At 61.3% G+C, this 20,683-nt stretch carries 24 protein-coding genes; 11 read left to right on the top strand and 13 right to left on the bottom strand.

Annotated elements, in window-relative coordinates:
• Positions 1–131 precede the first annotated feature (131 nt).
• A complete protein-coding gene (gene cysK, locus QYQ93_RS08660; RefSeq protein WP_043046514.1) occupies positions 132–1,106 on the bottom strand; it encodes a cysteine synthase A in 975 nt (324 codons plus the stop codon).
• A 125-nt stretch (positions 1,107–1,231) separates the two neighbouring features.
• On the opposite strand from cysK, the gene QYQ93_RS08655 reads away from it, so the two are divergent.
• The 3 genes from QYQ93_RS08655 to QYQ93_RS08645 all read left to right on the top strand — a co-directional run bounded on the left by QYQ93_RS08655 (position 1,232) and on the right by QYQ93_RS08645 (position 4,547).
• On the top strand, positions 1,232–2,308 hold the full coding sequence (locus QYQ93_RS08655; RefSeq protein ID WP_043046513.1) for a DUF748 domain-containing protein: 1,077 nt from the start codon (positions 1,232–1,234) through the stop codon (positions 2,306–2,308).
• Positions 2,309–2,523: 215 nt separating this feature from the next.
• Complete coding sequence (locus QYQ93_RS08650; protein ID WP_217880502.1) at positions 2,524–3,369, top strand: AAA family ATPase; 846 nt, start codon at positions 2,524–2,526, stop codon at positions 3,367–3,369.
• Positions 3,369–4,547, top strand: coding sequence for a vWA domain-containing protein (locus QYQ93_RS08645; protein ID WP_217880501.1), 1,179 nt, complete (start codon positions 3,369–3,371; stop codon positions 4,545–4,547). Before QYQ93_RS08650 ends, QYQ93_RS08645 begins: the two co-directional genes overlap by 1 nt.
• An 18-nt stretch (positions 4,548–4,565) precedes the next feature.
• Here QYQ93_RS08645 and QYQ93_RS08640 read toward each other — a convergent pair whose 3' ends face one another.
• The 4 genes from QYQ93_RS08640 to QYQ93_RS08625 all read right to left on the bottom strand — a co-directional run bounded on the left by QYQ93_RS08640 (position 4,566) and on the right by QYQ93_RS08625 (position 7,646).
• Complete coding sequence (locus tag QYQ93_RS08640) at positions 4,566–5,150, bottom strand: hypothetical protein (protein ID WP_043046510.1); 585 nt, start codon at positions 5,148–5,150, stop codon at positions 4,566–4,568.
• A 143-nt stretch (positions 5,151–5,293) separates the two neighbouring features.
• Positions 5,294–6,208 (bottom strand): biotin-dependent carboxyltransferase family protein, encoded by a 915-nt coding sequence (locus QYQ93_RS08635; protein WP_338476728.1) that lies wholly within the window; start codon positions 6,206–6,208, stop codon positions 5,294–5,296.
• Complete coding sequence (pxpB, locus tag QYQ93_RS08630) at positions 6,205–6,909, bottom strand: 5-oxoprolinase subunit PxpB (protein ID WP_338476727.1); 705 nt, start codon at positions 6,907–6,909, stop codon at positions 6,205–6,207. Before pxpB ends, QYQ93_RS08635 begins: the two co-directional genes overlap by 4 nt.
• Positions 6,906–7,646, bottom strand: coding sequence for a 5-oxoprolinase subunit PxpA (locus QYQ93_RS08625; protein WP_043046505.1), 741 nt, complete (start codon positions 7,644–7,646; stop codon positions 6,906–6,908). Before QYQ93_RS08625 ends, pxpB begins: the two co-directional genes overlap by 4 nt.
• Before the next feature lie 175 nt (positions 7,647–7,821).
• Here QYQ93_RS08625 and QYQ93_RS08620 point away from each other — a divergent pair, with 175 nt between their 5' ends.
• Positions 7,822–8,736 (top strand): LysR family transcriptional regulator, encoded by a 915-nt coding sequence (locus QYQ93_RS08620; protein ID WP_043046502.1) that lies wholly within the window; start codon positions 7,822–7,824, stop codon positions 8,734–8,736.
• A gap of 123 nt (positions 8,737–8,859) precedes the next feature.
• On the opposite strand, the gene QYQ93_RS08615 is transcribed toward QYQ93_RS08620, so the two are convergent.
• From QYQ93_RS08615 to QYQ93_RS08605, 3 genes are read right to left on the bottom strand one after another with little or no spacing between them, the layout of a single operon-like run.
• The gene (locus tag QYQ93_RS08615; RefSeq protein ID WP_043046500.1) at positions 8,860–9,402 is read right to left on the bottom strand and encodes a DUF2937 family protein; all 543 of its coding nucleotides are present in this window, start codon (positions 9,400–9,402) and stop codon (positions 8,860–8,862) included.
• Between the two features lie 11 nt (positions 9,403–9,413).
• The gene (locus QYQ93_RS08610; protein WP_043046498.1) at positions 9,414–10,190 is read right to left on the bottom strand and encodes a class II glutamine amidotransferase; all 777 of its coding nucleotides are present in this window, start codon (positions 10,188–10,190) and stop codon (positions 9,414–9,416) included.
• 30 nt (positions 10,191–10,220) lie between these two features.
• A complete protein-coding gene (locus QYQ93_RS08605; protein WP_043046496.1) occupies positions 10,221–10,748 on the bottom strand; it encodes a hypothetical protein in 528 nt (175 codons plus the stop codon).
• Between the two features lie 24 nt (positions 10,749–10,772).
• Here QYQ93_RS08605 and QYQ93_RS08600 point away from each other — a divergent pair, with 24 nt between their 5' ends.
• Both QYQ93_RS08600 and QYQ93_RS08595 read left to right on the top strand, forming a co-directional pair.
• A complete protein-coding gene (locus QYQ93_RS08600) occupies positions 10,773–12,815 on the top strand; it encodes a S9 family peptidase (RefSeq protein WP_338476726.1) in 2,043 nt (680 codons plus the stop codon).
• A gap of 68 nt (positions 12,816–12,883) precedes the next feature.
• Complete coding sequence (locus QYQ93_RS08595) at positions 12,884–13,357, top strand: cyclic nucleotide-binding domain-containing protein (RefSeq protein ID WP_338476725.1); 474 nt, start codon at positions 12,884–12,886, stop codon at positions 13,355–13,357.
• Here QYQ93_RS08595 and QYQ93_RS08590 read toward each other — a convergent pair.
• Positions 13,354–13,632, bottom strand: a complete 279-nt coding sequence (locus QYQ93_RS08590) for a hypothetical protein (protein ID WP_043046491.1) — start codon at positions 13,630–13,632, stop codon at positions 13,354–13,356. The two genes, QYQ93_RS08595 and QYQ93_RS08590, sit on opposite strands and share 4 nt — an antisense overlap.
• A 78-nt stretch (positions 13,633–13,710) precedes the next feature.
• Between QYQ93_RS08590 and QYQ93_RS08585 the strand changes: the two genes are divergently transcribed.
• Positions 13,711–14,397 (top strand): spermidine synthase, encoded by a 687-nt coding sequence (locus QYQ93_RS08585; RefSeq protein WP_043046489.1) that lies wholly within the window; start codon positions 13,711–13,713, stop codon positions 14,395–14,397.
• Between the two features lie 117 nt (positions 14,398–14,514).
• Here QYQ93_RS08585 and QYQ93_RS08580 read toward each other — a convergent pair whose 3' ends face one another.
• Positions 14,515–15,435, bottom strand: a complete 921-nt coding sequence (locus QYQ93_RS08580) for a ParB/Srx family N-terminal domain-containing protein (protein WP_338476724.1) — start codon at positions 15,433–15,435, stop codon at positions 14,515–14,517.
• A gap of 106 nt (positions 15,436–15,541) precedes the next feature.
• Here QYQ93_RS08580 and QYQ93_RS08575 point away from each other — a divergent pair, with 106 nt between their 5' ends.
• From QYQ93_RS08575 to QYQ93_RS08565, 3 genes are all read left to right on the top strand, one after another.
• A complete protein-coding gene (locus QYQ93_RS08575; RefSeq protein WP_005786102.1) occupies positions 15,542–15,916 on the top strand; it encodes a YajD family HNH nuclease in 375 nt (124 codons plus the stop codon).
• 162 nt (positions 15,917–16,078) lie between these two features.
• The gene (locus QYQ93_RS08570; RefSeq protein WP_043046529.1) at positions 16,079–16,546 is read left to right on the top strand and encodes an RNA methyltransferase; all 468 of its coding nucleotides are present in this window, start codon (positions 16,079–16,081) and stop codon (positions 16,544–16,546) included.
• 67 nt (positions 16,547–16,613) lie between these two features.
• Positions 16,614–16,964 (top strand): YgaP family membrane protein, encoded by a 351-nt coding sequence (locus QYQ93_RS08565; RefSeq protein ID WP_043046485.1) that lies wholly within the window; start codon positions 16,614–16,616, stop codon positions 16,962–16,964.
• Positions 16,965–17,107: 143 nt separating this feature from the next.
• Here the strand turns inward: QYQ93_RS08565 and QYQ93_RS08560 are convergent, their stop codons facing one another.
• Together QYQ93_RS08560 and QYQ93_RS08555 are read right to left on the bottom strand one after the other, a co-directional pair.
• Positions 17,108–18,328: a hypothetical protein gene (locus QYQ93_RS08560; protein WP_338476723.1), complete on the bottom strand. Its 1,221-nt coding sequence runs from the start codon at positions 18,326–18,328 to the stop codon at positions 17,108–17,110.
• A 14-nt stretch (positions 18,329–18,342) separates the two neighbouring features.
• Positions 18,343–18,792: a YcgN family cysteine cluster protein gene (locus QYQ93_RS08555; protein WP_043046481.1), complete on the bottom strand. Its 450-nt coding sequence runs from the start codon at positions 18,790–18,792 to the stop codon at positions 18,343–18,345.
• 153 nt (positions 18,793–18,945) lie between these two features.
• Here QYQ93_RS08555 and QYQ93_RS08550 point away from each other — a divergent pair, with 153 nt between their 5' ends.
• A complete protein-coding gene (locus tag QYQ93_RS08550; RefSeq protein WP_043046480.1) occupies positions 18,946–19,530 on the top strand; it encodes a nitroreductase family protein in 585 nt (194 codons plus the stop codon).
• A 162-nt stretch (positions 19,531–19,692) separates the two neighbouring features.
• On the opposite strand, the gene QYQ93_RS08545 is transcribed toward QYQ93_RS08550, so the two are convergent.
• Positions 19,693–20,625, bottom strand: a complete 933-nt coding sequence (locus QYQ93_RS08545; RefSeq protein WP_043046479.1) for a D-2-hydroxyacid dehydrogenase — start codon at positions 20,623–20,625, stop codon at positions 19,693–19,695.
• Between the last annotated feature and the right edge of the window lie 58 nt (positions 20,626–20,683).

The raw sequence follows: 20,683 nt of genomic DNA, 5'->3' as shown, positions 1-20,683 counted from the left end.
GTCAACGATAACGCGGGCTTACTGATACAACGTGGCGCTCTCAGGTTTTTCGCGAGCAAGCTCGCTCCTACAGTCGGCCGCTGCGCAGCCCAGCGGGAGCAAGCTCCCTCGCCACAGGGTTGATCTTAAGATCAGGCCTGGTTTTCCTGGTCGGTAAACAAATCGCTGAACAACATGCTCGACAGGTAGCGCTCACCGGAGTCCGGCAGGATCACCACGATGGTCTTGCCCTGCATTTCCGGCTTCTCGGCCAGGCGTACCGCCACGGCCATGGCGGCGCCGCAGGAAATACCGCACAAAATGCCCTCTTCCTGCATCAGGCGCAGGGCCATGGCCTTGGATTCTTCGTCGGTCGCCAGTTCCACGCGGTCAACCATCGACAGGTCGAGGTTCTTTGGCACAAAACCGGCGCCGATGCCCTGGATCTTGTGCGGGCTGGGCTTGATCTCTTCACCCGCCAAAGCCTGGGTGATCACCGGCGACACCCTCGGCTCGACGGCCACCGACAGGATCGGCTTGCCCGCCGTGTTCTTGATATAGCGCGACACACCGGTGATGGTGCCGCCGGTCCCTACCCCTGCCACCAGCACGTCCACGGCGCCGTCGGTATCGTTCCAGATTTCCGGGCCGGTGGTTTTCTCGTGGATCGCCGGGTTGGCCGGGTTATCGAACTGGGCCGGCATGAAGTAGGTGGCCGGATCGCTGGCGACGATTTCGCCGGCCTTGTCGATGGCTCCTTTCATGCCTTTGGCCGGCTCGGTCAGCACCAGTTCGGCGCCGAGGGCCTTGAGCACTTTACGGCGCTCAAGGCTCATGGACGCTGGCATGGTCAGCAGCAGCTTATAGCCACGGGCGGCGGCGACAAAGGCCAGGCCGATGCCGGTGTTGCCGGAAGTCGGCTCGACAATGGTCATGCCTGGCTTGAGCTTGCCGCTGCTTTCCGCGTCCCAAATCATGCTCGCGCCAATGCGGCACTTCACCGAATAGCCGGGGTTGCGCCCTTCGATCTTGGCCAGGATGGTCACGCCACGCGGTGCGATGCGGTTGATCTGGACCAGCGGCGTGTTACCGATGGAGTGCGCGTTGTCTGCAAAGATACGGCTCATGACGGGTCCTATTGGCGGCTTTGAAGAAGGCCCCAAGGGTATGCCTCGTACTTCGACGCGTCCAGACGGTGGAACGTTGCGTTCATCAGAACAGTCAATCTCCTACAAGCAAGGAGAACCAACCCATGAAACGTCGCTACAGTTGGCCGTTAGGGACAATCGCCGCTCTGGTGCTGGTCCTGATTGCCTTGAATATCGCGCTGCCCTACCTGGTGCGCAATTACCTGAACGAGAAACTCGCCAACATGGGCGATTACCGCGGGGAAATCGCCGATGTGGACCTGGCCCTGTGGCGCGGCGCCTACCGGATCAACGGCTTGCAAATCGTCAAGGTGGACGGCAAGGTCCCGGTGCCGTTCGTGAAGGCGCCGCTGATCGAGTTCGCCGTGAGCTGGCATTCACTCTGGTACGACCACGCCGTCGTGGCCGAGGGGCATTTTGTGCGTCCGCAGATCAACTTCGTCGATGGCGGTGCCAACAAGCAGGCGTCCCAGACGGGTAAAGGCACCGACTGGCAGGAACAACTGCGCAAGCTGCTACCGATCACCCTCAATGAAGTGCGCATCGAAGACGGCGAGATTGCCTTCCATAACTTCAGCTCCAAGCCCCGGGTAAATATCAACGCCACTGGGGTCAACGCCAGCTTCTACAACCTGACCAATGTGGTGGATGTCAAAGGCAAGCGCGACGCCCGCTTCGAAGGTAAGGCACTGCTGCAAGGCCAGGCGCCTCTGGAGGCCAATGCCACCTTTGATCCGCTGAGCGATTTCGAAGAATTCGAGTTCCGCTTCCGCGCCCGCGACCTGCAACTCAAGCGCATGAACGACTTTGCATCGGCCTATGGCAAGTTCGACTTCAAGGCCGGCACCGGCGACGTGGTGATCGAAGCCCAGGCTGAAAATGGCCGACTCACCGGCTACATCAAGCCGCTGCTGCGTGACGTAGAGGTGTTTGACTGGCAACAAGACGTTGAAAACAAGGACAAGAATATCTTCCGCTCAATCTGGGAGGCCGTGGTCGGAGCCAGCGAGACGGTGCTGAAAAACCAGCGCAAAAACCAGTTCGCCACCCGTGTGGAGCTCAGCGGTAGCGTGCACCAGCAGAATGTCAGTGCGTTTTCTGCGGTGATCGCGATTTTGCGTAATGGGTTTATCCAGGCGTTCAATGCCCGGTATGAACAACCCAAGCCCAGCGCTGATTAACCCTGTGGGTGGGGGCTTGCTTCCGATAGCGGTGTGTCAGATTTATATCTGTACCTGATCCACCGCTATCGGGATGCAAGCCCCCTCCCACATGTCCCTCATTGCTCAGGATATTGATGTGACCCGCCATTCAGAGACTGAATGCCCCGTCTGCGTTCACAGTCGCCAGGGCTGCGCGGTATAGTCGGGACATTGATGAATTCGAGGAATGACCGATGAAGTTCGAAGGCACCCAGGCCTATGTGGCTACCGATGACCTGAAACTGGCCGTCAACGCCGCCATCACCCTGGAACGGCCGTTGCTGGTCAAGGGCGAACCGGGCACCGGCAAGACCATGCTCGCCGAGCAACTGGCCGAATCCTTCGGTGCCCGGCTGATCACCTGGCACATCAAGTCCACCACCAAGGCCCATCAGGGCCTGTACGAGTACGACGCGGTCAGCCGCCTGCGCGACTCGCAACTGGGTGTGGACAAGGTCCACGATGTGCGCAACTACTTGAAGAAGGGCAAGCTCTGGGAAGCCTTCGAGTCCGAAGAGCGGGTGATCCTGCTGATCGATGAAATCGACAAGGCCGACATCGAGTTCCCCAACGACCTGTTGCAGGAACTCGACAAGATGGAGTTCTACGTCTACGAGATCGACGAGACCATCAGGGCCAAGAAGCGCCCGATCATCATCATTACCTCCAACAACGAAAAAGAGCTGCCGGACGCCTTCCTGCGTCGCTGCTTCTTCCACTACATTGCCTTCCCCGACCGCCCTACCCTGCAGAAGATCGTGGACGTGCACTACCCGGACATCAAGAAGGACCTGGTCAGCGAAGCGCTCGATGTGTTCTTCGATGTACGCAAGGTGCCGGGCCTGAAGAAAAAACCGTCCACCTCCGAACTGGTGGACTGGCTCAAGCTGCTGATGGCCGACAATATCGGCGAAGCGGTGCTGCGCGAACGCGACCCGACCAAAGCCATCCCGCCGCTTGCCGGTGCCTTGGTGAAGAACGAGCAAGACGTGCAGCTGCTGGAACGTCTGGCATTCATGAGCCGTCGCGGTAATCGATAATGTTGCTCAACCTGTTCAATGAAATGCGTGCAGCCAAGGTGCCGGTGTCGGTACGCGAGCTGCTGGACCTGATCAACGCGCTGAAACAGCGCGTGACCTTCGCCGACATGGACGAGTTCTACTACTTGGCCCGGGCGATCCTGGTCAAGGACGAGCGGCATTTCGACAAGTTCGACCGCGCCTTCGGCGCTTATTTCAACGGCCTGGAAAAGCTCGACGACCACTTGCAGGCGCTGATCCCCGAAGACTGGCTGCGCAAGGAGTTCGAACGTTCCCTGAGCGATGAAGAACGCGCGCAGATCCAGTCCCTGGGCGGACTCGACAAGTTGATCGAGGAGTTCAAGAAACGCCTGGAAGAACAGAAAGAACGGCATGCCGGCGGCAATAAGTGGATCGGCACTGGCGGCACCAGCCCGTTTGGTTCCGGTGGCTACAACCCGGAAGGCATTCGCGTGGGTGACGCCGGCAAACGCCAGGGCAAGGCAGTGAAAGTCTGGGACCAGCGCGAGTACAAGAACCTCGACGACCAGGTGGAGCTGGGCACGCGCAACATCAAGATCGCCCTGCGCAGGCTGCGCAAGTTCGCACGCCAGGGTGCGGCCGAAGAGCTGGATATCGACGGCACCATCGACCACACCGCCCGCGACGCCGGGTTGCTGAATATCCAGATGCGCCCCGAGCGCCGCAACACCATCAAGCTGTTGTTGTTGTTCGATATCGGCGGTTCGATGGACGCCCATGTGAAGACCTGCGAAGAGCTGTTCTCCGCCTGCAAGACCGAGTTCAAGCACCTGGAGTACTTCTACTTCCACAACTTCGTGTACGAATCGGTATGGAAGAACAACCAGCGCCGCACCTCGGAGCGCACCTCCACCCAGGACCTGCTGCACAAGTACGGCGCCGACTACAAGGTGATCTTCATCGGCGATGCAGCCATGGCGCCCTATGAGATCACCCAGGCCGGCGGCAGCGTCGAGCATTGGAACGAGGAGCCTGGGTATGTGTGGATGCAGCGCTTCATGGCCAAGTACAAGAAGCTGATCTGGATCAACCCATACCCCAAGGACACCTGGGGTTATACGGCATCGACCGCAATCGTGCGGGAGCTGGTGGAGGATCAGATGTATCCGCTGACCTTGCGCGGCCTGGAGGAAGGCATGCGTTTCCTGGCCAAATAAGCCGCCTCGGCAGGCTCTTTACGGCCGATTCAGCACTGGTTTGCAGGGTGGTGTCGACGGCGTGGGCCTGCGCGCATCATGCCAGCCGAACAGCAGGAAGTTACTGGAGAACCGCCGCACCAGTTCTGCATCGACACCATTGACGCGGCCGTCGTTGTTCACGTCCTGGCTGATATGGGCGCCATCGGCGGTGCCCACCTCGTTGGTAAAATAAGCCGCTGTGTAGGCCAGTGACTCATCATCGAGCTGCCCCTCGCCTTGGTGAAAATGCAGGCGCACGGTGTCTGGTATGCCATTGGCATCGAAGTCTACGGCAAACACCATCAGGTATTTATCGGCGGCGCCATCCTGGCTGAACCAGTTGAACTCGAGAAATTGCTGGGCGAACTCCAGCGCCATGGCTGCATCCAGCGTGTCAGTGACACCGTTATGGTTGATGTCGTCAGCCAGCTTCCAATCAAGCCTGCCATCGCCCTTCATATCCACCACTGCAGCCGCCATGGCAAGGGGCTGCGCGAGTGTGTCGTCGTAAAAATCCAGGTAAACCACGTCGGGCCTGGCGTTGTCGGTAATATCGTAAGCACGCAGCATCAAGAATCGCATAATACAAACTCGTAACAAGAAGAACCGACAGGCTCCCATTGCTTCGCCTCGAGGTCGACAGCCTCAAGCCGTCAGGGCAAGTCAGGCAATTCTGGCGTCCCTGTCCGGCCAGGGCAGTGTCTTCGCTGGCCCATGAGGCTCGATTACGGGTTGGCGTATTGCGCCAGAAACCTCAGATGCTGCGCGTGGGCGCCAGGCTGCACCATAGGCGCCAGTTTCAACGTCGCACCGGGCAGGCATTGCGCCAATCGTGCCAGCGACAACGGCGTCAACGCTCCCAGGCGCGGATAGCCGCCAATGGTCTGGCGGTCATTGAGCAACACGATCGGTTGCCCATCCGGCGGCACTTGAATCGCTCCCAGCGGAATACCTTCGGAAATCAACGACGGGCCCTGGTAGTGCAGCGGTGTACCGAGCAAGCGCATGCCCATGCGGTCGGCGCGGCTGTCGAGGGCCCATTCGGTGTTGAACGCATCGAACAGGCTCTGCCCGCTGAACTGGCCGATCTGCGCACCGATGATCACGTCCAGCGATGCAGCGGATGGCAAATCCGGGTTGGCCAGCACTTTCATCGCGCCTCCGGTCCCGGAATAGCTCAACCGCGCGCCTTCAGCCAAGGCTTTGCCGAAACCGTCCACCCCGCCCAACGACTCACGCACCACGGTGGCACAACTGCCGAGCACGGGCGGCGCGTCGAACCCGCCCGGCGCTGCCAGGTAAGCCCGTGCCCCCTTGAATGGCTGGGTAAAGCGTAAACGCTGGCCCTTTTGCAGAATAAAACTGCGCCCCGGGCTAATGGCACGCTCATCGATATAGGCGCCCAGATCCGCACCGGCCAGGGCCAGCAGGCAATAGTCCTCGGCCTGCACGGTGAAGCCGCCGAGGGTGATTTCCACTACCGGCGCATCCAGGGCATTGCCCAAGAGCCAGTTGGCCCAGGACATCGACACCCAATCCAGCGCCCCACCCTGGGTGACGCCCAAATGACGCACGCCGAAACGCCCGGCGTCCTGCAACAGGCACAGCGGCGTGCTGGCCTCGACAATCAAGCGGCTCATGACTGCGCCTCCAATGGCGTGTCATCGCCGCCCAGATTGACGAACTCAGCGTGGCTGACCGCTTCGAAACGCACCGTGTCGCCGGGCTGCATCAGGCTGTAGCCGTCGCGCTCACGGTCGAACAGTTTGGCCGGGGTGCGGCCGATCAGGTTCCAGCCGCCTGGGGACACCACCGGGTACGCGGCGGTTTGCCGCTCGGCGATACCGACACTGCCAGCGGCCACGCGTTTGCGCGGCGTGTGCAGGCGCGGCGTGGCAAGTACCTCGTCCACAAGCCCCATAAAAGCAAATCCTGGGGCAAAACCGAGGGCGAACACCTGGTATTCATGGGCGCTGTGGCGGCGGATCACTTCATCCACCGCCAAGCCGCTACGCTGGGCCAGCAGGGTCAGTTCCGGGCCGACACTCAGGTCGTACCACACCGGCAGCACATGGCACTGGCCGCTACCCTGGACCTGGGGTTGCAGATCGGTAAGGGCCTGGTCGATCAGTTCCCGGGCCTGGGCCGGGGTCAACGCCGTGAGATCGTAATGCACCATCAAGGTGGTGTAGGACGGCACCAGGTCCACCAACGCCGGGCCGAACCCGGCCCGCAGACGCTGGGTGGCGGCGAGCATCCACGGCATATTGGCTTCGGCAATCACCTCAAACAGACGCACCATCAGGCAGTCGATAGCCACCACTTCAATGCGTGGCTTCATGCTGTCTTCAACGCCTCACGGATACGCTGCACCGCAGCCACCGAGCTGGCATTGTCGCCATGCACGCACAAGGTATTGGCCTGCAATACCAGCGCGCTGCCGTCACTGGCGACCAGCGGCTCGCCACGGGAAATGGTCAGGGCCTGCTGCACGATGGTCTCGGAGTCGTGATGCACCGCGCCGGGCAACTGGCGCGAAACCAGGTGGCCCTTGCTGTCATAGGCACGGTCGGCAAAGGCTTCGAACCACAAAGTCACGCCGTATTCATCGCCTAATGCCTGGGAAGCACTGTTGTCGCGGGTGGCCAGCAACATCAGTGGCAGGTCGCCGTAGGCGGCCACGGCCTGGATCACCGCACGCAACTGCTCGGGGTTGGCCATCATGTCGTTGTACATTGCCCCATGGGGCTTCACATAGCTGACGCGACCGCCCTGGGCCCGGCAGATGCCGTCCAGCGCGCCGATCTGGTAGTGCAACAGATCCTGGATTTCCTGGGGCGTGTAGTGCATGGAACGCCGGCCAAAGCCCTGCAGGTCTTGATAGGCCGGATGGGCGCCGACCTGCACGCCATGCTTGAACGCCAGGCTGACAGTCTTGCGCATGATGCTCGGGTCGCCGGCATGAAAGCCGCAGGCCACGTTGGCGCAGTCAATGAACGGCATGACTTCGGCGTCCAGACCCATAGTCCAGTTACCAAAGCTTTCGCCGATGTCGCAGTTCAAAAGCAGGCGGCTCACGGTGGTCGCTCCTGTAGGCTTTGTTTTTTTGTAGTGTGGGATTTATTACACAGAACTGGCAACTTGTCCTGGCACCCCTACGACGCTTATCGTGGAACAGCTCGATTTTTGGCGCTTGCCCGGTGCGACGTCCAACTAATAAAAACCGATCCATGCATAAGAAAAAGTTGATCCCATGAATTTGAAGTTCCTCGAAACCTTCGTCTGGGTGGCCAAGCTCAAGAGCTTTCGCCTGACTGCCGAGAAGCTGTTCACCACCCAGGCCTCGATCTCCAGCCGCATCGCGGTGCTGGAAAGCGAGTTGGGCGTGAAGCTGTTCCTGCGCGACTCCCGTGGCGTTAGCCTGACCCCGGAAGGCTTGAAGGTGCTCGATTACGCCGAACAGATGATGGTGACCATGCAGGGCTTGAAGCAGTCCCTGGAAACCAGCAGCAGCAAGGTCGGACGCATTCGCATCGGCGCGATGGACACGGTGATCCACACTTGGCTGAGCCCGCTGGTCGCGGAGTTGATGGATCATTTCCCCCTGGTGGAAATCGAGTTGGTCGCCGATACCGCGCTTAACCTCAGCGATCAGCTGCAAAAAGGCTTCCTGGACCTGATCCTGCAAACCGACCTGCTGCGCCTGGAAACCGTACGCAGCCTGGAACTGGCCAGCCACCCCATGGCCTGGATCGTCGCCAGCCAATCGATCTACCACCGCGACTACGCCTCCCTGGCCGAATTGGCCCAGGAGCGCATCATCACCTACTCGAAAAACTCCCACCCACATCAGGACGTGCTCAGCCTGATGCAGGCCAACGGCGTGGCCGCGCCACGGATGAACTGTGTGAACTCGGTGTCGGCGATTACCCGGTTGCTGCGTGATGGCTTCGGCATTGGTGCACTGCCGCCGGTACTGGTCAGCGAAGAACTGGCGCGGGGCGAATTGGTGATGCTGCCGATGGCCCAGCGCCTGCCGGACTTGCAGGTGGTGGTGTCATGGCGCGTGGGGGTGGAGTTGGTGGAGGAGATTGTGGGGTTGTGCCAGAAGGTGGTGGCCCGCTATGCCAAGGAGGTCGGCGAAGAACGGATGGTGCTGAGCCACTGACTAAACCGGATCCAAATGTGGGAGGGGGCTTGCTCCCGATAGCAGAGTGTCAGTCGATGAAGATGTTGACTGACCTGCCGCCATCGGGAGCAAGCCCTCTCCCACATTTGGCCGAGTTGAGCGTTAGAGGCCCTTGAGGTCCCGCTCTTCGATGGGCCGGCTCTGGCGCAGGCGCCTGCCGCCCAACACCACCCAATCAATCAGGCGGTACAGGCATTCGATGCCGAACGACAACAGCATCGCCCCGCCCAGGCCCCAACCCATGGCTTCAGGGGTGAGCAAGATCTGGTAGCTGTAGCCATTCCAGGTCTCCTGGCGGATATCCGGGTCAGCAGCCACCGCCACTTGCAGCACGCGGATGTACCACGGGCCCTGCATGGCCTGGAATTGCTTGTCCAACTCGAGCTGGCGATCGAGCATCGCGCCAAGGCTGCTGGCATCGCTCTGGAACACCGGGTCGTCACTGGCGCGGTAATGCGCCACCAGCGCTTGCATATCACCGTTGAAGAACTGCTGCGCGGTGGACTCGAAGCCGCGCAAGCCGGTCTGCGCCTCGATCAAATGGGCTTCTACTCGCTTGGCGTAGTCGTTGATAAACCCCGGCACCTGTACGCCGACCAACAAGCCAATGGCAAACAGCACCAACCGCAGATAGCTAAGCAACATGGTCGATATCCTTACTCGGTAACGCCCTGGCTGACGCATTCACCGCGTCGCCATAGGCTCCATTGGCCCGGTTCGTAGCGGGTCCAGTTTTCGTTGTCGGTCAGGGGCTCGGTGGCGATCACCGTTACCACGTCATTGGGGGTGGTTTCGGCCTGAAAATCGACGATCACGTCGACATCTTTCAAGCGCGCCGGGCCAAAGGGGGCGCGCCGGGTAATCTGCGCCAGTTTGGTCGAGCAGTAGCAGAACAGCCAGTCGCCATCGCTGAGCAGGCAGTTGAACACGCCCTTGCTGCGGTATTCGGTGCAGGCGGTGATCAGGTCCGGCAACACTTGCTCGATGTCTACCGGCTCGGGGAAGGCTTCGCGCACGCGGTTGAGCAGATCGCAAAAGGCCGCTTCGCTGTCGGTATCGCCCACTGGGCGGTAGAAGGTGGCGCGGGGGTTGAAATCCGCCAGCTGGCCGTTGTGGGCGAAACACCAGTTACGGCCCCACAGCTCACGTACGAACGGATGGGTATTGGCCAGGCTCACCTTGCCCACATTGGCCTGGCGGATATGACCGATTACCACTTCACTCTTGATGGGGTAACGCTGCACCAGCAACGCGACTTCCGACTCGCTGCTGGCGGCCGGGTCCTGGAACAGCCGCAGGCCACGGCCCTCATAGAAGGCAATGCCCCACCCGTCGCGGTGCGGGCCGGTACGCCCACCGCGCTGCATCAGCCCGGTAAAGCTGAACACGATATCGGTGGGGACGTTGGCACTCATGCCCAATAATTCACACATGCCAGGGCTCTCGCTGCAGGGCGGACAACGTTAAAGGCGCGGCTCGACCCGCATGCCGCCGACAGGTGCAGGGCGGCGGAACGGTTCATCGTCTTCCGGCTCGGCAGCCAGGGCAGCATCGGTAGCGGCCTTGCGCTCACGCCGGGCGTTGGCCGCACGCTCGATGGGCCAGCGGATCAGCACAAACACGATGTACAGGGCAAACACGATCATGGTGTACATGAACAGATCGGAAATCGCCCGCCAGGCGTTATTGCCGACCTTGAGCACCAGGTCCAGGGCGGTAATCGCCACGGCCGGCGCGAACTGGGTCTTGACCGGGTCGACGATGGTCGGGCTCAGCAATAGCACCGCCATCAGCAATTGCAGTGGCTCGCGCAGCCAGCGCCACATCCAGCGGGTCATGCGCCACCACACCAACAGGCAGCCCAAAGCGGCGAAGGCGTAAAGGCCCCAAGCGGTCAGATAGTCGTTCTCGGTCATGGTGTCCATGGCAAGGTTGGCAAACAGGCGGCTATGATAACGGCTTTTGCGTGTCGCGGCTGCAATGCCTGCCACCTTCCGCCAGACAGAGAGTGATCCATGACGTCATCGACCGCCCCGATTGCCCGCAAGGCCCCAGGCCCAGACCCGTATGCATGGCTGCAAGCGCGGGACACCCCTGAAGTGCTCGACTACCTCAAGGCCGAAAATGCCTGGCAGGAGGCCCAGTTGGCCGACCAGCAGGCGCTGCGCGAGACGCTGTTCGAAGAGATCAAGGGCCGTATCCTTGAAACCGACCTGTCCCTGCCCTCCCCTTGGGGCCCGTTCCTGTACTACACCCGCACCACCGCCGGTGACGAATATGCACGCCATTACCGCTGCCGCCGCCCGGCTGACGACAGCAACCAGGTGGATGACAGCAGCGAAGAGCTGCTGCTGGACCCGAACGTATTGGCCAATGGTGGCTTTTTCTCCCTCGGCGCGTTCAGCATCAGCCCCGACCACCAGCGCCTGGCCTACAGCCTCGACACCAGCGGCGAAGAGATCTACACCCTGTTCGTGAAGGAATTGGCCACAGGCAAAGTCAGCGAACTGGCGTTCGAGAACTGCGACGGCAGCATGACCTGGGCCAATGACAGCCTGACCCTGTTCTTCGGCGAGCTGGACGACACCCATCGCCCGCACAAGCTGTATCGCTATCGCCTGGATGGCACCGCGGCGCAGGAAGTGTTCCACGAGCCCGACGGCCGTTTCTTTCTGCACTGTTACCGTTCCAGCTCCGAGCGCCAGCTGCTGCTGGCCCTGGGCAGCAAGACCACCAGCGAGATCTGGGCGCTGGACGCCAACCTGCCGCACCTGCCTTTCACCTGCCTGGCGCCACGGGTCGATGACCATGAATACGATGTCGACCACGGCAAGCGCAATGGCGAGTGGACCTGGTTTATTCGCAGCAACCGCGATGGGATCAACTACGCGCTGTTCATCGCCGCCGATAACGGCACACCGCCTACCGAGGCCGACTGGCAGAACCTGATCCCCCACAGCGATGAAGTCATGCTCGACGGTGTGAGCCTGAACGCCAGCGCCATGACCTTGAGCTTGCGTATCGGTGGACTGCCGGTCATCGAGGTGCACCCTGAAGACGTACCGGCCTATCGCGTGGAGTTGCCCGACGCGGCCTACAGCCTCTACGTACAAAACAGCCTGGAATTTCACAGCGACAAGATCCGCCTGCGCTATGAGGCCTTGAACCGTCCGGCCCAGGTACGTCAGCTCGAACTGGCGAGCGGCGCCCAAGTGGTGCTCAAGGAAACCCCGGTACTCGGGGTGTTCAACGCCGACGATTACGTCAGCCAACGGTTGTGGGCAACCTCCGCTGACGGCACCCAGGTGCCCATCAGCCTGGTGGTCAAGCGTGACCGGCTCGGCCAGCCGACGCCGCTGTACCTGTATGGCTATGGTGCCTACGGCCAAAGCCTGGATCCGTGGTTCTCCCACGCACGCCTGAGCTTGCTGGACCGCGGGGTGGCGTTTGCCATCGCCCATGTGCGTGGCGGCGGTGAGTTGGGCGAAGCCTGGTATCGCAACGGCAAGCAGGAGCACAAGCAGAACACCTTCAGCGACTTTATCGCCTGCGCCGAACACTTGATTGCCGAGGGCCTGACCACCTCCAAGCAACTGGCGATCAGCGGCGGCAGTGCCGGTGGCCTGTTGATCGGCGCCGTACTCAACCAGCGTCCGGAACTGTTCCAGGCAGCGATTGCCGAAGTGCCGTTCGTCGATGTGCTCAACACCATGCTCGACCCGGAACTGCCGCTGACCATCACCGAGTATGACGAATGGGGCAACCCCGAGGATCCCGAGGTGTATGCACGCATCAAGGCTTACGCGCCGTACGAAAACGTCAGCGCCCAGGCCTATCCGGCCACGCTGGTGATCGCCGGCTACAACGACAGCCGCGTGCAGTACTGGGAAGCGGCCAAGTGGGTGGCCAAGCTGCGCGACACCGCCACCTCCGACAACCTGCTGCTGCTCAAGACCGAGCTGGGCGCCGGCCATGGCGGCATGAGCGGTCGCTACCAGGGATTACGTGACGTAGCGCTCGAATATGCGTTTGTGTTCAAGGCGCTCGGGCTGATTTAGGAACTTACCGGGGCGGCCCTGTCTGAACAGGGGACCGCCCTACCTATTGACGGACCAATACTGCTGCCATGCCAGAAGCCACCTTACTCAATGACGAAATCCGCGACATGCTGATGGACTGCGGGCTGTTTGACCCGCTGCTGCCGGAAGATTTTCATATCGCCGCGGGCTACTTCAATATCAGCAGCATTGCCCAGGGCGAGGTAATTTTCCTCGAGGGCGATGCGGGCACCTTCATGTGCATCCTCCACACTGGCCAGGTGGCCGTGCAGAAAACCAATCACACCGGCCAGCGCCTGACCATCGCCACCCTGCGCAGTGGCCGGGCGTTTGGTGAAATGGCGGTGCTCGACGGCGAGCGGCGCTCGGCCAGTTGCGTCGCAGCCAGTGATTGCGTGCTGCTGAACCTGGGCAAGGATGCCCTGGAAAAAATGCTCAATGAGGCGCCCAGGGTGGCGGCCAAGATAATCCGCGCCATTGCCGTGGCCCTGTCCAAGCGCCTGCGCATGGCCGACGGGCAACTGTTATCTCAACAGTTTTAACCGCCGGGGGGCTTGGGCTTGCTGTCATTCTGTTGCAGGCCGGGGACGGTCTGGTCCTTGGGCGGCGCGGGCAATACGATGGGCACCAGGGGCGGCGAGCCATCGGTCTTGGGCACGACGGGTGGCGTGACCTGCGGGTACAAGGTCGGCGTCGGCGTGCCCGGCGCGCCTGGGGTTGGAGCGGGCGCGACCGGAACGGTTTGCAACTCCTGAGCCTGCGCCACAGCAGATATAAGCGCGCTCAATACAATGACCGTTAGAATGCTGCACTTCATCGATGGCTCCATGGCCTGACCGGAATATCGTAAGGCTACTCCCAACTGCGCAAGAATGCCCTTCCCAATGAGATTTCCATGAAACGTTTCGTTCTGCTGGACACCACCCCGATCCCCGACAATGGCGGTGCCTTGTGCCTGTTCGAATACGGCGAGGACTTTGTCATCAAGATCCAGGGCGGTGACGGCGGCCAGCTGATGAATACACGCATGCACGGCTCCGAAGACGCCCTGGCCGAGATTCCCTGCCGCAAGGTCGCCGGTCGCCCGGGCTCACGGGTGCTGATCGGCGGCTTGGGCATGGGTTTTACCTTGGCCGCCGCCCTCAAGCATTTGGGCAAGAGTGCCGAAGTGGTGGTGGCGGAGTTGGTGCCCGGCGTTGTGGAGTGGAACCGTGGGCCGCTGGGGGAAAAGTCCGGGCGCCCGCTGCTGGACCCGCGCACGGTGATCCGCTTGGAAGACGTGGCCAAGGTGCTGCAGGCCGAGCCCCAGGGCTTCGACGCAATCATGCTCGACGTCGACAACGGCCCCGAGGGTCTGACGCAGAAGGCCAATACCTGGTTGTATTCCGCCGGTGGCCTGGCCGCGTGCGCCAAGGCCCTGCGGCCCAAGGGCGTGCTCGCCGTGTGGTCGGCCAGTGCCGATAAGCTGTTCAGCGACAAACTGCGCAAGGCCGGCTTCAAGGCTGAGGAAGTCCAGGTGTTTGCCCATGGCAACAAGGGCACGCGGCATACCATCTGGATTGCAGAAAAGCTGAAGGGCTGAATCATCATCGATCAAATGTGGGAGGGGGCTTGCTCCCGATAGCGGTGTCTCAGCTAGCCTATCCTTAGCAGACACACTGCTATCGGGAGCAAGCCCCCTCCCACATTTGGTACTGCTTCAGTCTCTGGATTTGCGGTAATCGATTACATACGGCAGTTTTTTATCGAAAGTCTTTTCCAGCTCACTGTGATCCAGCTGGGTGATACCACCCAATTGCCGGGCCGTGAAACCGCTGTCGCCCACCTTTGACCCCGGCGCCAGGCCGACCATGCGCTTGGCCACGGCCTCAATGGCATCCTTGTATCCGCTTTTCTTGTTCAGGTTGTAGCTGCCCAGATCAATTTGCGTGCGCAGCCAGTTGCCCCAGTAGAACTCGAGGAACTCCGGCGCAATTGCACCCTCGGTCGGTTTGCCATAGGCCGCCTTGCGGGTGAAATACACCAGGCTGCGGAAGGTGTCGTCCTGCAGGTTGTTGAAGCCCAAGTGCGCCGGCAATTGCGCAGGTGACAGCGTCTGGCCCCGGTTATCCTTGAGCCAGACCTTGCGCGCAGCCTCCATGCGTTGCCAGAAGGTGGCAACGTTCGGGCTGCTGCTGAAATCGTCGGTGACCTTGACCCACATCTTCAAGCGCGGGCCGGCGCCGGGGGTCTCCCACAGGGTGGTGAAACTGTGATGGCCATCGGTCAGGTACAGCTGGCCGCCGGGGCCGACCACCACGGTTTTCATCTCATCGGGATAGGTGCCCACCGCACGCTTGCAGGTGAAGCTTGCGGGCCGCAGCAGTTCGGCGTTCTTGGGCACCTGAACGGCCTCGCCCTGGCCATTGGTTTCGCAGTATTCATCGAAAGCCTTGACGGGCTTGTCGGCGAACAGCCCCAGGCTGTAGTAGATCTGGTCGAAACCCACCACAGCCTGGGTCGGATGCAATTGTTCCAGGGCGACCTCGATCACCTGCCCCGGTTGTGGCGTCGAAAACGCTTGGGCTTGGGCAGTAAGGGCACAGAGCAAAAGCCCGATAGTCCATGAATGCAGACGCATGAATTTCCATTCCTTCTCAGTCAGTGAAGCAATCCTAGCGGTCATTTACCGCACAAGCGGCTAGAATCCACCTTATCCGTGACCCACCAAATAGCCAGGAGCCATGATGAGCTCGACTAACCCGCCCTCACACACCGCCAAGCTGGACCGCATCCTCGCCGATGCCCAGCGCGACCGCGAAATGGGCTATCGCGACAAAGCCTTGAAGATGTACCCCCACGTCTGCGGCCGTTGCGCCCGTGAATTCGCTGGCAAGCGCCTGAGTGAGCTGACCGTACACCACCGTAACCACAACCATGATGACAATCCCCAGGACGGCTCCAACTGGGAGTTGCTGTGCCTGTATTGCCACGACAACGAACACTCGCGCTACACCGACCAGCAGTACTTCGGCGAAGGCTCCACCAGCAGCCCGAGCATTGCCAAGGCCACGCATAATCCGTTTGCGGCGTTGGCGGGGTTGATGAAGAAAGACGACTGAAGATCGTCCTTGCCTGTACTGGCCTCATCGCAGGCAAGCCAGCTCCCACATTTGGAATGCATTCCCCTGTGGGAGCCGGGCTTGCCCGCGATGGCGATCGCCCAAGCATTGCATCCCCCCAAGCCGTATAATCCCGGCTTTTCCTGCAAGGCACCCTTCCCCGTGGGCAATAAACGCTACAGCTGTATCGGTCTGTATAACCCCAAATCCCCCGAAAACGTCGGCTCGGTAATGCGTGCCGCCGGCTGTTACGGCGTGGCCTCGGTGTTCTACACCGGCGTGCGTTACGAGCGCGCCCGGGATTTCATCACCGACACCAAGAAGGTCCACCACGACATTCCGCTGATCGGCATCGACGACCTGAAAAAGATCCTGCCCCTGGGCTGCACCCCGGTCGCCGTGGAACTGGTGGAAGGCGCCCGCCCGCTGCCCGAATACACCCACCCCGACCGTGCCCTGTATATCTTCGGCCCCGAAGACGGCTCCCTGGACAAGGAAATCCGCGACTGGTGCGAAGATGTGGTGTACATCCCCACCACTGGCTGCATGAACCTGGCGGCCACAGTCAACGTGGTGCTCTACGACCGCCTGGCCAAGGGCAACAACACCCGCTCGGGCCCCAAGTACTGACTTTCCGGGAACATCCGGCACCTGCGCGCAGTCAGCTAGTTACACTTGCCCTTGTTGGAGACAGATCATGAGCGACAGCAAAATCTTACAACCTATCATCGAAGCCACGCCGTTGAAGGCTCAGCCTACCCAGAACGTGCATGGCTGGGAACGCATCGGCTCGGTGGCCGGCGGCGTGATGATGGTCGGCAAAGGCCTGCGCCGGGGTGGGATTTTTGGGTTGATCCAGGTGGCGATTGGCGGCGTGGCCCTGGCCCGTGGCTTTACCGGGCACAGTTCGCTCAAGGACAAGCTGGAGCAGGGCCGTCAGGAAATGAACAGCGTGCGCACCAAGATCGAGCGCGCTGGGGAGGAGCTGAAGAACTTGAAGACCCAGGCCGAAGTGGCGGCAGAGAAGGCAGTAAAACCCAAAGCCTGACCTGAGTATTGGACATGCTGGAGATTCAAATGTGGGAGGGGGCTTGCCCCCGATTGCGGTGGGTCAGCAAAAAGGATGCTGGCTGACACTCTGCTATCGGGGGCAAGCCCCCTCCCACATTTTGAATTGCACAGGGTTTGGGATTAGTGCAGCAACTTGCTATCGAGCACCATCGAAGACTCGCCGATTACACTTTCGGCCAACTGCACAAATTCCTTCGTGTTAACGCTGTCCACCCGCATCACTGCCTGCGCCAGATCATCCAGGGACCGCTTGTTGTGGGTCTTCACCCGGATCTCGCGGTCCAGATCCTGCAATACCAGCACCGCCCGCGCCACGCCGGCACTGCCGATCTGCTCGCCCCTCAGGGTAGTGACCGCCTTGCTCTCTTTGGCCAGCCGCGCCTGGATCGCCGCATAGCGCTCGTCGGTGAGGCCCCCGGCACGCCGCATCAGTTCAATTGCGTAGTACTCGCCCATGCCCTCACTGATCCAGTCACTGCTGTCATGGTCGTTAAAGCGCCCGATAGCCTGCACTACTTCGCGCAGCAACGGGCTGCTGCCGTTTTCGCTGACCAAAGGCGTACGGCTGTTGAGGTAGATCGAATCGCGCAACGAATAGGCGCCACGGCGCATCGGGTCACCGGCGCCGACGATCAACAATTTGCCAGGATGACGCGGGAACGCGGCTTCCACCTGGGGCCAGACGAACGTCAACAAGGTCAGCACGTCCATACGGCGCATGCCCTGCCCCTTGGGCGAGGCCACGGTGATTTCGGTTTCGCCCAGGCGCAGGCGGCGGCTGCCGAGATTACCGGCGAGCATCCAGCCGGTAGGTCGGTCGAACAGGCGGGACACGTTATCGATGCGGAATTTATGCTTGCCAATGCGCGGCCAGGCGGTTTCGACGCTCTTCCAGCCCGTAGGCAACTCGAACGCCAGGCGCGAGACCAACTCAATGCCATCTTGCTGATCGAGACGCGCAGCCGGCACCAGGTCTTCACCGCGCAGTAATGCCCAGCCCGGTGTGACCCGTGTGTCATAGATGCCCGGCTTGCGCGTGTGGCTCAGACGCACTTTGTAGGTCAGGCTGGCCTTGTCGGCGCTGGGTTGCCAAAGCCCACGGTTGCCCGTGACCTGCCATTGGCCGTCGGCCTTGAAGTCGCTGTAATCACCCTCGCGGCCCAGGTCGAAGTCCAGGCTGCGCACTGCCGAGCCTTGGGACAGGCTGACGCGCACCTGCGCCTGATCGCTCTGGGGCAGCAGCTTGACGTGATAGTCCAGGTCAACTTTTTTCGCGCACCAGCCCGGCCCGCTCAACGCCAGCAATACCAGGCCCGCGGCTAACTTGGCTGCCACCTTCATACACACTCCTTGGTTCACCCGGCGCGGAAGATCAGGTAATCCTCCCAATCGTCCTCGGGCACGCTGCCTTCGCTGAGCATGCGCCCGGACTGGGAAATGCGTTCGTGGTGCACCGCGTCACGGTCGCCGCAGACCAGATGGTGCCAGAGCGGCAGATCCTTGCGCTCGCTGACCAGGCGGTAGCCGCAGGTTGGTGGCAACCATTTGAATTGGTCGGCCTGGCCCGGGGTGAGCTGGATACAGTCCGGCACCGATGCGCGGCGGTTGGGGTAATCGGTGCACTGGCAGGTTTTCAGGTCGAGCAGCTTGCAGGCGATACGCGTGTAATAGACGCTGTTGTCGTCTTCATCCTCAAGCTTTTGCAGGCAGCACAGGCCACAGCCGTCGCACAACGACTCCCACTCCTCCTGGTCGAGCTGCTCAAGGGTTTTGCGTATCCAGAAAGGTTCGACTTTGGCGGCCATGGCTCTACATCAGTATCGGAAGCTGAAAAGGCCGCCAGTCTAGTGCCCCAGCCCGCTGGGGCCAAGCGCTTACGACTGGCGGTGTAGCAACGCTTGTCAGCCTAGTGGGCGCGCAGTAGTTTTGAGCACCAAATTGACGATCAGGAACAGTCCATGACACGCGTTGCCGATTACCCGATCCACACCCAATTCACTGAACGCTGGTCGCCCCGCGCCTTTACCGGCGAAAGCATCCCGAAAGAGACCCTGCTGAGTTTCTTCGAAGCCGCACGCTGGGCACCGTCGGCCTACAACTCGCAGCCGTGGCGGTTTCTCTATGCGCGTCGGGACACCCCGGACTGGGAGCGTTTCCTGGGCCTGCTGAATGAATTCAACCGCAACTGGGCGCAGCACGCGTCGGCCCTGGTGATCATCGCCTCGAAAACCGAGTTCATGGCTCCAGGCGCCACCGAAGAAACCCCGGCGCTATGGCACACCTTCGACACCGGCTCAGCCTGGGGCCACCTGGCGCTGCAAGCCAGCCTAAGCGGCTGGCATACTCATGGCATGGCCGGTTTCGATCAGGAGCTGACCCGCAAGGAGCTGAAAATTCCACAAGGCTACGCGCTGCATGCTGCCGTGGCTGTGGGCAAGCTGGGTGACAAGTCGAGCTTGCCGGAATATCTGCAGGGCCGTGAAGCGCCGAGCCCGCGCAAACCGTTGAGCGAGCTGGTGTGCGAAGGTGACTTCAGCCTGTAAGCCTTGCGCAATAATCGCCCTCTGTAGGAGCGAGCTTGCTCGCGAAAAGCTCATAGGCGCCGCGCTTACTTAGAAAGTACGCGTCATCGTTGACGTTCTTCGCGAGCAAGCTCGCTCCTACATAAAGCCATTGGGGCAAGCCTCCTCATGCATGGCCCAGGATCAGTAGCCCCGCTCGAAATCCACTTCCCCGCGCAACGCTTGCTTGGCCTGGTAGGCGCGCACGTTTTGCACAAACAACGCCACCATCATCGACGGCGAGGTGGGTGCCGAACTGTGCCCGGTCAACAGCAAACCCCACGCGGTCCAGAACGGGTGGCGCTGCGGCAGCGGCTCCTGGCGGCACACGTCGATCACTGCACCGGCCAGGTGCCCTTCTTTCAGGGCCTCGACCAGATCGGCATCCACCACCGCCACGCCGCGCCCGACGTTGATAAACAACGCGGTCGGCTTGAATTGCTTGAACAGCGCGGCGTCGTACAGGTCATGGGTGTCCGGTGTGTTGGGCAATAGGTTGATCACGTAATCCACCTCCCCTACCAAGCGGCCCAATTGGTCGAGTTCGGCCACTTCGAGAAACGGCGCCTGCTCCCGGGCTACGCGGGCGATGCCATACAGCGTGACGCCAAACGGCACGAGGAAATCGGCCACGCTCTGGCCAATATCGCCGGTGCCGACAATCAGCACCTTGCGCCCCGCCAGGCTCTGGCCCATGCGGTTGTCCCACTTGCGCTCGACCTGGCTGACCAGGCGCGCCAGCACTTCGCGCTCATGGCCCAGCATGTAGGTGAGGACAAACTCGGCCATGACCTGGCCATAGATACCCACTGCGCGGGTCAGGCGATAGTCGCGGGGCAGGCCATCGGCCAGCAGCGGCGTGATACCGGCCCAGGTCGATTGCAGCCACTGGGGGTGATGGCCCTGGCGCAACAGGGTCGCCAGCAGATCGGGCTGGCCCAGCCAGACCGGGCAATCGGCGGCCAGGCGCGAGAGTTCGGCCGAGTCGCCGCTGGTCAGCACTTCAAGGTCTGGGGCCGCTTGCTTGAGCAATTGGGCGTAGAGCGGGTGATCCTGTTCAGCAATCAGAACACGCATGGTTCAAACCTTTCAAAAACAGTACAGACGGTCGCCCGCATCCTTACGGCCACCGTCC

The sequence above is a fragment of the Pseudomonas khavaziana genome, assembly GCF_036704165.1.
In the GTDB taxonomy this organism is placed as follows: domain Bacteria; phylum Pseudomonadota; class Gammaproteobacteria; order Pseudomonadales; family Pseudomonadaceae; genus Aquipseudomonas; species Aquipseudomonas khavaziana.
The sequence above is the reverse complement of the archived record's forward strand: the minus strand, read 5'-3'. Positions and strand labels throughout refer to the sequence as shown.

Coding starts and splice junctions, on each gene's coding strand:
- cysK (WP_043046514.1), bottom strand. CDS start 1,106: ATGAGCCGTATCTTTGCAGACAACGCGCACTCCATCGGTAACACGCCG.
- QYQ93_RS08655 (WP_043046513.1), top strand. CDS start 1,232: ATGAAACGTCGCTACAGTTGGCCGTTAGGGACAATCGCCGCTCTGGTG.
- QYQ93_RS08650 (WP_217880502.1), top strand. CDS start 2,524: ATGAAGTTCGAAGGCACCCAGGCCTATGTGGCTACCGATGACCTGAAA.
- QYQ93_RS08645 (WP_217880501.1), top strand. CDS start 3,369: ATGTTGCTCAACCTGTTCAATGAAATGCGTGCAGCCAAGGTGCCGGTG.
- QYQ93_RS08640 (WP_043046510.1), bottom strand. CDS start 5,150: ATGCGATTCTTGATGCTGCGTGCTTACGATATTACCGACAACGCCAGG.
- QYQ93_RS08635 (WP_338476728.1), bottom strand. CDS start 6,208: ATGAGCCGCTTGATTGTCGAGGCCAGCACGCCGCTGTGCCTGTTGCAG.
- pxpB (WP_338476727.1), bottom strand. CDS start 6,909: ATGAAGCCACGCATTGAAGTGGTGGCTATCGACTGCCTGATGGTGCGT.
- QYQ93_RS08620 (WP_043046502.1), top strand. CDS start 7,822: ATGAATTTGAAGTTCCTCGAAACCTTCGTCTGGGTGGCCAAGCTCAAG.
- QYQ93_RS08615 (WP_043046500.1), bottom strand. CDS start 9,402: ATGTTGCTTAGCTATCTGCGGTTGGTGCTGTTTGCCATTGGCTTGTTG.
- QYQ93_RS08610 (WP_043046498.1), bottom strand. CDS start 10,190: ATGTGTGAATTATTGGGCATGAGTGCCAACGTCCCCACCGATATCGTG.
- QYQ93_RS08600 (WP_338476726.1), top strand. CDS start 10,773: ATGACGTCATCGACCGCCCCGATTGCCCGCAAGGCCCCAGGCCCAGAC.
- QYQ93_RS08595 (WP_338476725.1), top strand. CDS start 12,884: ATGCCAGAAGCCACCTTACTCAATGACGAAATCCGCGACATGCTGATG.
- QYQ93_RS08590 (WP_043046491.1), bottom strand. CDS start 13,632: ATGAAGTGCAGCATTCTAACGGTCATTGTATTGAGCGCGCTTATATCT.
- QYQ93_RS08585 (WP_043046489.1), top strand. CDS start 13,711: ATGAAACGTTTCGTTCTGCTGGACACCACCCCGATCCCCGACAATGGC.
- QYQ93_RS08580 (WP_338476724.1), bottom strand. CDS start 15,435: ATGCGTCTGCATTCATGGACTATCGGGCTTTTGCTCTGTGCCCTTACT.
- QYQ93_RS08575 (WP_005786102.1), top strand. CDS start 15,542: ATGAGCTCGACTAACCCGCCCTCACACACCGCCAAGCTGGACCGCATC.
- QYQ93_RS08565 (WP_043046485.1), top strand. CDS start 16,614: ATGAGCGACAGCAAAATCTTACAACCTATCATCGAAGCCACGCCGTTG.
- QYQ93_RS08560 (WP_338476723.1), bottom strand. CDS start 18,328: ATGAAGGTGGCAGCCAAGTTAGCCGCGGGCCTGGTATTGCTGGCGTTG.
- QYQ93_RS08555 (WP_043046481.1), bottom strand. CDS start 18,792: ATGGCCGCCAAAGTCGAACCTTTCTGGATACGCAAAACCCTTGAGCAG.
- QYQ93_RS08550 (WP_043046480.1), top strand. CDS start 18,946: ATGACACGCGTTGCCGATTACCCGATCCACACCCAATTCACTGAACGC.
- QYQ93_RS08545 (WP_043046479.1), bottom strand. CDS start 20,625: ATGCGTGTTCTGATTGCTGAACAGGATCACCCGCTCTACGCCCAATTG.